Source organism: Empedobacter sp. GD03797 (assembly GCF_029842105.1).
GTDB classification, from domain to species: domain Bacteria; phylum Bacteroidota; class Bacteroidia; order Flavobacteriales; family Weeksellaceae; genus Empedobacter; species Empedobacter falsenii_C.
Map to the genome: position 1 here is coordinate 27,720 of NZ_JAOCFS010000001.1, position 12,973 is coordinate 40,692.

Consider the following 12,973-nt stretch of genomic DNA (forward strand, 5'->3'; position numbering starts at 1 on the left):
TGTTAATCATTTAAATAGTTAGATAAATCAACTTTCGCGTTCAAATACGCTTCTTGTTCCTTTTGCCAATCTTTTAATTGGCGTTTTTCATCCTGTTGCTCGAATTGTTGCAACTTCTTTTGGCAATTCTTCTTACGCTCTTCCGACTTGTGATCCTTATGTTGTCCCATACTATCTGGAATTAAGAATTTTTGTAACATTTCTAATTCTGGGTTATGGTCGAATAGATCTTGAATCGTTGATTTGCGTTCAATCATTCTGTCTACAATTGCGGTTTTAATTCCTTTGTTATACTCATGGATTAATGCACGTTGTTCGCCGTCTCCATCTTGTTTATCCGCGATTGCCATTGGTTGAATGTATGTTTCTTGTAATACAAAAGAAACATCTCCGATTTCCTCTACTAATCGCCCATTACGTGATTTTGCATTCGTTACAACTACTTTACTCAAATCATCTCGATCAAATCTGACTAACCAATCCAAATGCATGTATTTTCGCCAGTTAATATCAAAGCAATCATACCAGTGTTTTGTACCTAAAATGCTTATTTCTAATCCGTCGCCTTCCATACGATTGGTATATCCAGTTGTTTCACCAAAAACATGCATATACTTATTGAAACTCATTGGTAATAAGTGTTTTTCTTGCACATTAGCGAAGTTCTCAACATACTGCAAGCGTTTCTCAGCGCGATCATTTTCAATAGCCTGAATGATCTGTTTTTGCACACCCACATAATCTGGGAACTGATGGCGAATTTTTGATAAATAATCACCATTTGGTTGATTTTCTTTACTCGCTGTTACGTTGTGTCCAGACCAGTTAGGTATCATTTTTTCTTGAAAATGCTTCTCATTAAATTTGTCAAAAAACGGCTCGATTACTTTTGATTTCGAATTCTTAACCGCAGCAGGTGTAAAGTGTTTACACAGCGATTCATAAAATGGTTGTAAATGCTTAATTTGATAATTATCGGATTGAATTTGATAAGGTTGAAATCTCGAATCAAATAATTCTTGTGTATGATTGATTGCATTTTTATAAGCCTTTCGAATTAAATCTGGTGTTTCTGATTCGCCAATTGCATAGCCAACGATGTAATCATTGTAAGGATCTATAACCATAACAACTGTTGCACGATGATGATAAGTTGTCACTTTATCACCTTTTTTATTGATTTCAGTTTTCTGGTACAATAACTCTGCATCCCAACCATCATGCACCCAGAATAACATTGGTGCAGATGGTCGACTTCGCTTGAACTGCATCAACTTCGTATGCATCAATTCTGTTGCTCCACGTGTCAATGATTTTGTAAACAATTCAACTTCCTTGCGTTTTCGAGCAACAATTGAAGCATCTATTTTTCGCCACTTCAACTGATTCGCAACTATATTGAAGTTTCTCGCGACTTGTTCATTATTTAAATTATTTGCTTGTGCCAATAATTCTTCTAACAAGGCATCTTGATGATCCTCTTTGATAATTGCTGCATTTCGCGTCATCAACTTTCCAGAAATTAAACTGGCATAACCTTCTTTTTGATACTTTCCAACCTTACGACGCAATGCATCTTTATTGGTTGGTAGATCGTGTTCAACTTCGTGATAAGCATTAACATCTCTACTCAAAGAATCCCATATATCAAACTGTCCAACAACTCCGATAGCTTTTGCATACGCCTTGCGGTTTGATTTCACTTCAAGAAGTGTATTCAACAATGATGCATTAATTGTATATCGCTCAATTAACTCTGGCGTTAATCGTTTCGAATTATCATCACCATATCGATGACTTAAATAAAAATCTAACGCGGCTTGATCTCTCAAATAATATTTTCCAAAGAACGACTGTCGCACCTGTTCTGGTGGCTTTCCAAATTTTTCGACTAACTTACTTCGCCAGTCTTCGCAGAGGGAATCGTAAATTACCAATGCTTCAAATCCGAGCGAGGCTCGTCGCAGTTCTTTCTCACTGCATGTTTTACTTTTCATTCTACAATACAAAGCGTTGTATGTTATTAATTCAAGGCTTTTCGAATGAGAGGTAACTACTTTATCACTTTTAATTAGAAACTTAATTTTTACACCCAGTTTCTCTTCGTGATATTCAAATGGTACTTCTTTCTTTTCCATACTCATTTATTAATTTGCTCCTTGACAGGAATCGAACCTGCGACGTCATCTAGGAATTAAGACCGCTCTAACCACTGAGCTACAAGGAAACCAACCTAACTACTAAATTTCTTCGTTAATGCTGATTAATAATTTTTCAAAAAATATTTGCAAAGCATCATTAGTTTCTTTCGTCCACATAACTCAAGGGCTTTTTACTTTCTTTTGCTAATAATTCAAGTGCTTTAGATCTAATTCCTATAGCCATATCACTGTTGTTAAAATATTTCAAACTCATATCAACAGTTTGTTTTGTAGTCTTGAAATCTTTAGCTAACTGATGTTTTAATCTAGGATGTAATAATATTTCGTTCATAACATGTTTGTTTTTAACAACATTTAATACTTTATTCTAAACAATTATTTATATGTTTGTATCTTATAATTACAAATACAATTACTAATACAAACTTGTTTCTACAAATATATAAACATATTTCTATTTAAAACAAACATTTTTGTATTTATTTTAAAAACATGTTTTTATTTATGGACCTACCAATTGAAAATCAAAGAGTACAAGAATTAATAGATTTGTTTTGCGATGGCAATAGAAGTCAGTTTAGTAAAGAAATAAATGTTAGTCAACCAAGAATCAATCGTTTATTTAACCTAGATAATAGGAGTGACAAGTATCCAGTTGTGACATTAGATATTTTGCAAGCGATCGTAGAAAGATGGAATGATGTTAATTTTAATTGGCTAGCTATTGGAGAGTTACCACAATTAAAATCTCAAAATAAAAACATGTTTATGAGTGATGCTTCTGTTGTTGCAGAATCAGCTAAAATCTATCGAAAAACGAAAGACAAATTATATGAATCTCAAAAAGTACCTGTATACAATCTTGATGCAACAATGGGATTAGTACCAATGATAAATGATAATGGAGTTGATGAAGATAAAATAATTGATTTTATTTCTATTCCAAATTTACCAAGTTGTGACGGTGCGACCTCTGCGACTGGAGATTCGATGTACCCACTTTTGAAAGCTGGAGATCTAATTGCATATAAACGTATCGCTTTAGATCCTAATAGTATTTTTTATGGAGAGATTTATCTACTATCAATCAAAATTGATGAAACTAGTACATATAAGACGATCAAATTTGTTCAGAAATCAGAATTGGGACCAGAATATTTACGACTTGTAAGTCAAAATCAACATCACCCACCTATGGACATTGAATTAAAACAAATAGCCGCTATTGCATTAGTAAGAGCATCAATACGTATACATAACTAGTCAATCCCTTTGTTTAAGCAGGTTTCCATTAGTTTTGCAACTAATTAATATGTTTTATCGGTATTGTTAAACATATATTTTATGTATTTCATTGTAAATATTCGTATCTAAAGGGTATTACTTAATATACTTTTTCACATCATTAAGGCAAAGCATTACACAAAGCATTAGACAAAGCATTATGTAAAAAAGGGCTATTTTGGACATTTTATAAACATTTAATTTGAGTGAATAAACATGTTTTAAAAGGCCTTTAGATTATTATTAAAAAGTTATTAAACTCACTATTTATAAGACATTAAGAACAAATAAGAACTATAAAGCCCAGATCTGTTTAGATCTGGGCTTTTATTTTGGTTCTACAGGAAGTAAAAGAGAAGTATAAGGTACAATAGGACTTTTCTAATTTTTATCATTCAAACATAAAAAAAGCCTTTATACTGCATGTACAAAGGCTTTCAGACAAAAAATCGTTTTTTTATTTATGGACATTTGTTATATATGGGGGTATTAGATGATTAATTATTTTTTTTTTCAAAAATTTTATTCTTTTATGTATTATTGGTTTACTTTTTGTGTAATTCGTGGCAGTTAAATTAGGCAATAAACAAAAGGTACACTATTTTTGAAGTATGCGACTTTCTACAAAACAAAAGTTTTTTCAATACATTAAAAAATCATTTAATTTTTTTCAAAACTTGTTGAACCTATTAAAATTGGTTTTATCAGAGCGACAATTTTTGTATTTATCTTGTATTTTGGTAGCTATTTCATCTGCTTTTGCAGTGATTGTGCTAAAAACTTTTGCGCACAATGTTTTTCAATTTACTATTTATATTAATAATTTAGTCAAACTGCCTTACATCAATAGTATATTGCCAATTATAGGTATTTTGTTGACGGTTTTTGTAGTGCAGAAATTTTTGGATGGTTCGATAGAAAAGGGAACTTCTCAAATTATGATTGCTGTAGCTAAAAAATCTGGAATAATGCCTAAAAAACAAATGTATGCTCAGATTTTAACGAGTTCCTTAACAGTAGGTATGGGTGGTTCGGCTGGTTTAGAATCCCCAATTACAATTACTGGTGCTGCTTTTGGTTCTAATTATGCACAATATTACAGATTCAAATACAAAGAAAGAACACTTTTATTAGCTTGTGGTGTTGCAGCTGGGATTGCGACTGCATTCAATGCGCCAATTGCAGGTGTTTTGTTCGCGATAGAAATTGTATTAGCGGATATGAGTGTTACTGCTTTTATTCCTTTATTGTTATCTTCTGCAACAGGGGCTTTAATTGCTAATTTAACTTTAAAAAGCAATATGTTATTATCCTTTCGTTATGCGTTAGGATTTGATTATCATAATGTTATTTTCTATGTTATTTTGGGTGTTTTAGCGGGGTTTGTTTCAGTTTATCATGCTAGATTATTTCGTAAAGTAGAACATTTGATAGGAAATTATTCGGATAATGTATATTGGCGAGCGATTGTTGGAGCGGGAAGTTTAGCGATATTGATTTTCTTTTTCCCAACTTTATTTGGTGAAGGTTATGAGAGTATAAAGTATTTAGCAAATGATGAAGCGGGTTTTATTTTAAATAACTCTTTATTAGAGAGTTTTAGAACCAATCAATGGATAGTTTTAGGATTTGTTTTTGTCACAATTTTAATCAAATCTATTGCAACAGGTCTAACTTTAGGAAGTGGAGGAAACGGAGGAAACTTCGCGCCATCATTATTTGTTGGGTCTTATCTTGGCTTTGTCGTTGCAAAATTCTTTAATTTAATCGGTTTCAAAGAAGTTCCTGTTGGTAATTTTACAGTTGTTGGAATGGCAGCTGTTTTAAGTGGATTGTTTCACGCCCCATTAACAGCGATTTTCCTAATAGCCGAAATTACGGGAGGTTATGGATTGATTATTCCATTAATGATTGTTTCTTCAATAAGTTTTGCAATTTCAAAACGATACGACAAATATTCGATGGATATATACGCAATAGCAGAAAAAGGAATTGTTTTTACATCTGATAAAGACCGAAATTTGTTCAATAAAATTGATTTGTTTTCGATTTATATCAAGAATATCAAAACATTGACAGTTTACAATTCAATTGAAGATATAAAAGAAATTTTTTCTACTACAACACAAGACTTTATTCCAATTCTGAATGAAGATAAATCGATTCATGGAATTATAGTTTTAGATAATATTCGATCATTTATTTTTAATGATAATATTGATAGAAGCTACTTGGAATGTATTACAGAAGCAACTTCGACATCTATTTTTACGAATGCAGCTAACGTGATGAAAATGATGGAAGCAAAAAAAATAGATTATATTTTACTCACTAAAAAAGGTAAATTTGAAGGTTATGTAACCGAAAGTTTATTATTAGAAAGTTATCGAAGTAATTTGAATAAGTTGAGAATTGAATAATTGTTTCTTAATCATCATTATCTTTAAAAATCAACTCAAAATTTTCATATTTCTTTTTTAAGCGCTGTTTCGATTTTTTGACTGAATCTGCAGAAATCCCTAAAAGTTGAGATATTTCAATATTGGTTAAACCTAATTTTAACAAGTAAATGATTTTCAAATTAGATTCTGTTAATCCAGGAAAGTTTTGATCTAAATGTTCAATAAAATTTTTCTGCTCATGATCGAAAATACTTTTAAAGTTTGTCCAGTTTTTAGCTGTCATAAGATGAGAATCTAATAAATTAACTAATTCATCATATTGCTGTGCTTTATTTGAGAAATTTGAATTCGAAACTGTATTGATTTCTTTTTTCAGCGTAACAATTTGTTTATTTTTTTCGGATAAATAAGTTTTATAAGCTTCGAGTGTTTTGGTCGTTTCATTTAACTTATTCTCAGATTTTAGTTTATCATTTTGAATTGATAAAACCTTATTTTCATAATTAGAATTTTGAATTTTTATTCTTCTACGATAGGAAATGATGACAAATAAAATGATGATAATCAATAATAATGTAATCAAAAGTAAAGCGTTTTTTAATAAAATTGCTTTTTCTTGTTTTACTTTTTCGGTCTCAAATTTATAATTGAAATTTTCTTTCTGAATCTTCCAATTTATTTCATTTATAACATCTTTTCCGTCTGATTTTTGAATTTCATTTTCTAAAATACTCAACCTTCTTCTTGCAAATAATTCGTCAGCTTCGTTATTTTCTCGTATTGCGATTTCTAATAAAATGGTGTAAATGTCAAATTCATAGCTATTTAAATATTTCTTTTGTGCAGCATATTCTTTTGCTTCAATCAAAATATTTTTTGCCTCTTTCAAATGATTAAGTTGCAAATACAATTTTCCTAGCTGAATATTCGCATACATAAGATTTCGATGATTTACAAGATTTTTAGAAATTTCGATATCCTTTTTTAGATTATCTATAGCAAGTGAATAATCTTTATTGTGTATGTTTATAGAAGCGATATCACCCAAAGCTTTTGCATAACGAATTTCGTCTTTGTTTTGTAAAGCATATTTTTTGGTCAGCTCAAAATAATAATTTGCTTTGGTGAAATTGGTTTTATTCAAATAATTATGTCCAACTGCATTCAGAATTGTACCATATTCATTATCATTTTTCTCCGTATATTTTAATGCCAACAAAAGATATTTCTCACTTTTATCATACTCTTTAACGTTCATAAAGTAAAATGCGTTTTTTTTGTAAACATCACTTTTAGACAAAATTTTCTCATCTTCTGTCAAGTCGATAAGTTTCGAAGCTTCCATAAAATATGGATAAGCATTTTGATATTGACTGAAATTATAAAAATAGAATCCGAATTGTGTATTCACCCAAATCTGAATGTTCGAATCTAATTTTTTAGCCTTTTTTAATGCGGAATTATATAATGATTCGCTTTTTACATTTAACTTATCATAGTTTTGAGCATAAATATTTGCTAATAATACTTGATAAATAATTTGATTTTTTTGTTTAAAATTAGAAGTCGATTGACGATTAATTTCATTAAAATTAAGTTGCAATTGTAACGAATCTTCAACATCTCTATTTTGAAATATGATTTTTTCTAATGCAATTTGATCATCATATACAGTATGAAATGATTCAAATGATGAGAATAAAAGTATTAGGTTTAGTAAAAAAGTAAAAAATATAGAGGACTTGAGCATATTTTTTTTCAAATATAATTTTAATATTTAGTTTATTTTAGATAATCTTAAAATATTTTATCCTTTTTTTGTAAAGGATAAATAATTGAAAATGAATTAAATGTAATTTGTCCCCTCAATTGTCCCCCCTGAAAATATAATTTTTTTTGATTTATAATCTATTTTTGAATTATGTATTTCGAAAGATTACTAATCTATCATCAAACTATTAATTAAAAACTAAACGCTCTCAACTACTTAAACCTATTTATAAATCCAATTATCAAATTTATCTCCTCTATAATGTATATTATGGAGGAATTTTTTTTAAATTTTTTCTTTGTAATTTAGTTTCATATTTTAATTAGAGAAGAACGGATGAGAAAAATAAATTACTCGGTGTTAGATTTGGCTTATGTGAGAGAAGGGGATACATTAAATCAAACGTTCAAAAACACGTTAGATAACGCAAAATTTGTCGACGAAATAGGGTATAGTCGTTATTGGCTATCCGAACATCATAATATGCAAAATGTTGCGAGTGCGGCAACTTCTTTATTAATAGGTTATGTAGCAAATGGAACTTCAAGAATTAAAGTTGGTTCGGGAGGAATCATGTTACCTAATCATACTGCTTTATCAGTTGCAGAACAGTTTGGAACATTAGATGCGCTTTATCCAAATCGTATCGATTTAGGTTTAGGTCGTGCGCCAGGAACAGATCAATTAACGGCGTCTATTTTGCGTAGAGGCGATAATTTTATGAATTATGATTTTGAAGCTGAAATCAAAAATCTACAAAACTATTTTAGTTTAGATAATAAAGAAAGTAAAGTGCGTGCAATTCCTGGAGAAGGAGCAAATGTGCCGATTTATATTCTAGGATCAAGTACAGATTCGGCTTTTTTGGCGGCTAAATTAGGTTTGCCTTATGCGTTTGCAGGTCATTTTGCGCCACAACAATTCTATAATGCGGTAGAGATTTATCGCTCTCAATTTCAACCTTCTGAATTTTTGCAAGAACCATATACGATTGCTTGTGTCAATGTAATTGCGGCGAATACAGACGAAGAAGCACATTATTTATCGATGTCGATGTACCAAGGTTTTTTGAATATTATTACCGATAAACGTCAGCCAATTGTTCCTCCCGAAAAAACACAGTTAGAATTGGCTTCGCCTGAGCAAAAATATATGCTAAAAGGAATGACAGCTTTGTCTTTTATTGGAAGTAAAGGTGCATTGGCGCAGAGTTTTGATGAATTTATTTTTGAATCTAAAATTGATGAAATGATGGTTTCAACGAATGTTTTTGATCAAAAAGCAAAACGAAAATCGTATCAAATTGTAAGTGAATTGTTTCGTTAAATGAAATCAAAGAAGTCAATCTCAAAGTTCAAGTATTATTCAATGTTTGTTGATCAATTCAAAGATCAATTGACGATTGTTTTGATGCTAAATCTTGTTCTATTTTTTATTGCAAACCATTGGAGTTACCTTGTTCCAGAAGAGTTTTTGTTTGTAAGTCACAAAGATATTTTTGGCTTATTTAGAGAACAATTTGTGTTGAACGAATTTTTCGAGGTGTTGGCTTATACTTTTTTGGGCGCTTTTTTTATCCATTTCGGAACATATAAAATGAATAAAATTTGGATTTTTAGGCTTAATGCGTTGCTTTTAGTAATTGTTTCTACTTATTTTTGGACAATTCCTTCGTTGCAAAGTGCTGAGATTGTTTTACAAAAAGGTCATCCTTATTTTATTGCTGCGATTATTGGTCAAATTCTTTTGTATTTGATTGTCGGAATCGAATTTTTAGGTTCAATCAAAAATAAAAGAAAACAACCCAAAATCAATCATTCTTAGTTATATTTGCCAAAACTTAATTTTTACAAAAATCAAACTATGTACTCATTTGATAAATTTCACGAATTAATTGCCGAAACAATTGATAAAAATCCATTTTCTAAAAATCCAGAAGAATTATACGAACCGATGGATTACATTTTGAATATTGGTGGTAAAAGAATTCGTCCAATTTTGACTTTATTGGGAACTGATTTGTTTGATGGTGAAGTTGAAAAAGCATTGAAACCTTCGTTAGCGATTGAGTTTTTTCATAATTTTTCGTTGATGCACGATGATATTATGGATAATGCTTCATTAAGAAGAAGTAAACCAACAGTTCACGAAAAATTTGGATTAAATACAGCGATTCTTTCTGGTGATGCAATGTTGGTAAAAGCGTATCAATATTTAGAAGATTTAGAACCAGAATTATTTAAAAGTTCGACAAAATTATTTTCTAAAACTGCTTTAGAAGTCTGTGAAGGACAACAATTGGACGTGAATTATGAAACAAAATTGAATGTTTCGTACGATGATTACATCAAAATGATTTCTCTAAAAACGAGTGTTTTACTTGGTTGTGCTTTAAAATTAGGTGCAATGATTGGAAATGCTTCGGAAGAGGATTCGGATAAATTGTACCAATATGGTTTGAATTTAGGAATCGCATATCAATTGAAAGATGATTATTTGGACGTTTTTGGTAGCCTTGAACATTTAGGTAAAAAACACGCTGGAGATATTTTCGAAAACAAGAAAACGATTCTTTACATTTCTGCTTTAGAAGCAGCAAATGAAGAAGAAAAAGAGGAATTATTATATTGGTATAGTTCAAATACAGATAATATCGATAAAGTATATGCGGTAGAAAAATTATTCAGAAAACTGAATGTTAACCGTAAACTTTCGACGTTAATTAGAGAATATACAAATAAAGCGCACAGCTATTTGGATCAAATTGATGTTCCAGAAGAACGTAAATCTTATTTGAGAGAATTAAGCGAAGTTTTAATTGATCGACAAGGATAAAAAATGCAATTTCGAACGACTTTTCAAATTCAATCTTCTGATTTTAAGCTCAATCATCAACGTAAAATATTGACGATAGGCTCTTGTTTTTCAGATGAAATTGGAAAACGTTTGACCGATTTGAAGTTTGATGGATTAATTAATCCATTTGGAGTGATTTTTAATTCACATTCTATTCAAAATTTAATCGAAAGAAGCATTCATAAAAAATATTTTACAATAGCAGATGTACATCAAAACGGAGAAGAATTTTTCTGTTTCGATGTACATTCGTCGTTTAATGCGTTGACGAAAGAAGCTGTTCTAGAGGAATTAAATTCGACTTTAGATCAAGTTTATGATTACATTCTTTCTTGTGATGTTGTGATGATTACATTGGGAACATCGTGGATTTATGAATGGAAAACATCTAATCAAGTTGTCGCGAATTGTCATAAAGTTGAGGCAAAACAATTTGAAAAAAGATTATTAACAACAGAAGAAAATTTAAAATCGTTGGAATTAATTGTTTCAGATTTGAAGAAAATTAATCCAATAATTCGCATTATTACAACAGTTAGTCCTGTTCGTCACACAAAAGATGGAATGGTCGAAAATAATGTAAGTAAAGCGAGATTGTTAGACGCTTTATATCAATTGAGTCTTCAAAATAATCAAGTTGAATATTTTCCATCGTATGAATTGGTTTTAGATGATTTGAGAGATTATCGTTTTTTCAAAGAAGATTTGATTCATCCATCAAAACAAGCCGTTGATTATATTTGGGAAAGGTTTTCGGAGACTTATTTCGAACAATCAACGCAAACAATTATTCAAAAAATAAACAAAGTTATTTCAGCGATTAATCATCGTCCTTTTAATGAAGAATCAGACAATCATCAACAATTTTTAGTAAAAACGATTGCATTGATGAATGAATTAGAAAAAGGAAATCAACTTGATTTTTCTGCTGAAAAAGAACTTTTGAAATCAAAAATAAAACATGTTAATTGATACACATACACATTTATATTCGGAGCAATTTGAGAATGATATAGATGAGGTAATTGCGCGAGCAAAGCAAAATGGAGTAGAGCGATTTTATTTACCAGCAATTGATAAAAGTTACACGGAGAGAATGTTGACATTAGAAAGTCAACATCAAGATTCGATGTTTGCAATGATGGGTTTGCATCCGTGTTCGGTTCATCCAGATACAATAGAGGAGGAGTTGGCTCATGTGCGCGAATGGATTGATAAACGTCCATTTAAAGCGATTGGCGAAATCGGAATTGATTTGTATTGGGAAAAAGATTTTTTACAAACGCAACAAGATGCTTTCAAAACGCAAATTGAATGGGCAAAAGAAAAGAATTTACCAATTGTGATTCATTGCCGTGATGCTTTCAACGAAGTTTTTGAAGTATTAGAAGAAGTGAAAGATGAAAAATTATTTGGAATTTTTCATTGTTTTTCTGGAACAAAAGAAGATGCACAACGCGCAATTGATTTTAATTTGAAATTAGGAATTGGTGGAGTTGTAACCTTCAAAAATGGAAAAATAGATCAATTTTTAGGAGATTTTGATATCAAACATATCGTTCTCGAAACAGATTCACCTTATTTAGCTCCAGTTCCGTTTCGTGGAAAACGAAATGAAAGTAGTTATTTGACACATGTTTGCGATAAGTTGGTCGATATTTATCATCAAACACCAGCTGAAATTGCAGCAATTACAACAAAAAATGCGTTTGACATTTTCGAACGTTAGGATAAATCAGAATAGAAAAATTATATTTGCAAAAGAAAACCTTTGACAAGATGAAATACAAAAGAATATTACTTAAATTGAGTGGTGAAGCATTAATGGGAGATTTACAATATGGTATTGATCCAAATATGCTGAAACAATATGCGCAACAAATTAGAGAAGTTGCAGAACTTGGTTGCGAAGTGGCAATCGTAATCGGAGGTGGTAATATTTTTAGAGGTGTACAAGGTGTTGCTTCTGGTATGGATCGTGTACAAGGAGATTATATGGGAATGTTAGCAACTGTGATTAACAGTATGGCATTGCAAGGAGCTTTGGAAGATGCTGGCGTTAATACGCGTTTACAAACGGCTATTCGTATGGAGCAAATCGCAGAACCATTTATCAAAAGAAGAGCAACGCGTCATCTAGAAAAAGGTCGTGTCGTAATTTTTGGTGCAGGAACAGGAAATCCATATTTTACAACAGATACAGCAGCCGTTTTGAGAGCAATTGAAACGCAAGCTGATGTTATTTTGAAAGGAACTCGTGTTGATGGAATTTATACTGCAGATCCAGAAAAAGATCCAACAGCAGAGAAATTCGAAACAATTTCTTATCAAGAAGTTTATGATAAAAACTTAAAAGTAATGGATATGACAGCTTTTACTTTGAGTGAAGAAAATAATTTACCTATTATTGTATTTGATATGAATACAGATGGTAACTTGAAAAAATTAATTTTAGGAGATAACGTAGGTACTCTAGTAACAAATAAATAAATCCCGAA

General features: G+C 30.7%; 11 protein-coding genes and 1 pseudogene. 8 read left to right on the forward strand and 4 right to left on the reverse strand.

The window, feature by feature from the left end; translation table 11 throughout:
• Positions 1–2 precede the first annotated feature (2 nt).
• The 3 genes and pseudogenes from N5D90_RS00230 to N5D90_RS00240 form a co-directional block, all read right to left on the reverse strand.
• A complete protein-coding gene (locus tag N5D90_RS00230; RefSeq protein WP_280061157.1) occupies positions 3–2,138 on the reverse strand; it encodes a hypothetical protein in 2,136 nt (711 codons plus the stop codon).
• Between the two features lie 16 nt (positions 2,139–2,154).
• Positions 2,155–2,227, reverse strand: a pseudogene (locus tag N5D90_RS00235).
• A gap of 71 nt (positions 2,228–2,298) precedes the next feature.
• Complete coding sequence (locus N5D90_RS00240; protein ID WP_280061158.1) at positions 2,299–2,493, reverse strand: hypothetical protein; 195 nt, start codon at positions 2,491–2,493, stop codon at positions 2,299–2,301.
• A 173-nt stretch (positions 2,494–2,666) separates the two neighbouring features.
• Here N5D90_RS00240 and N5D90_RS00245 point away from each other — a divergent pair, with 173 nt between their 5' ends.
• Both N5D90_RS00245 and N5D90_RS00250 read left to right on the forward strand, forming a co-directional pair.
• Complete coding sequence (locus N5D90_RS00245; RefSeq protein ID WP_280061159.1) at positions 2,667–3,425, forward strand: S24 family peptidase; 759 nt, start codon at positions 2,667–2,669, stop codon at positions 3,423–3,425.
• A gap of 632 nt (positions 3,426–4,057) precedes the next feature.
• Positions 4,058–5,866 carry a chloride channel protein gene (locus tag N5D90_RS00250; protein ID WP_280061160.1) on the forward strand — a complete coding sequence of 603 codons (1,809 nt, stop codon included), beginning with the start codon at positions 4,058–4,060 and terminating at the stop codon, positions 5,864–5,866.
• A gap of 7 nt (positions 5,867–5,873) precedes the next feature.
• On the opposite strand, the gene N5D90_RS00255 is transcribed toward N5D90_RS00250, so the two are convergent.
• Complete coding sequence (locus N5D90_RS00255; RefSeq protein ID WP_280061161.1) at positions 5,874–7,451, reverse strand: tetratricopeptide repeat protein; 1,578 nt, start codon at positions 7,449–7,451, stop codon at positions 5,874–5,876.
• Between the two features lie 504 nt (positions 7,452–7,955).
• Here N5D90_RS00255 and N5D90_RS00260 point away from each other — a divergent pair.
• Genes N5D90_RS00260 through pyrH form a run of 6 tightly spaced genes read left to right on the forward strand, consistent with a single transcriptional unit; the run spans position 7,956 to position 12,965 of the window.
• Entirely contained in the window at positions 7,956–8,945 is a 990-nt protein-coding gene (locus tag N5D90_RS00260) for an LLM class flavin-dependent oxidoreductase (RefSeq protein ID WP_280049271.1), read from the forward strand.
• Between the two features lie 42 nt (positions 8,946–8,987).
• Positions 8,988–9,443, forward strand: a complete 456-nt coding sequence (locus tag N5D90_RS00265; RefSeq protein ID WP_280061162.1) for a hypothetical protein — start codon at positions 8,988–8,990, stop codon at positions 9,441–9,443.
• A 39-nt stretch (positions 9,444–9,482) separates the two neighbouring features.
• Positions 9,483–10,454: a polyprenyl synthetase family protein gene (locus N5D90_RS00270; protein WP_280061163.1), complete on the forward strand. Its 972-nt coding sequence runs from the start codon at positions 9,483–9,485 to the stop codon at positions 10,452–10,454.
• A 3-nt stretch (positions 10,455–10,457) separates the two neighbouring features.
• Positions 10,458–11,447: a GSCFA domain-containing protein gene (locus tag N5D90_RS00275; RefSeq protein WP_280061164.1), complete on the forward strand. Its 990-nt coding sequence runs from the start codon at positions 10,458–10,460 to the stop codon at positions 11,445–11,447.
• On the forward strand, positions 11,437–12,204 hold the full coding sequence (locus N5D90_RS00280; RefSeq protein ID WP_115000994.1) for a TatD family hydrolase: 768 nt from the start codon (positions 11,437–11,439) through the stop codon (positions 12,202–12,204). The genes N5D90_RS00275 and N5D90_RS00280 overlap by 11 nt, the downstream gene beginning before the upstream one ends.
• 50 nt (positions 12,205–12,254) lie before the next feature.
• On the forward strand, positions 12,255–12,965 hold the full coding sequence (gene pyrH / locus N5D90_RS00285; RefSeq protein WP_115000992.1) for a UMP kinase: 711 nt from the start codon (positions 12,255–12,257) through the stop codon (positions 12,963–12,965).
• Positions 12,966–12,973 lie beyond the last annotated feature (8 nt).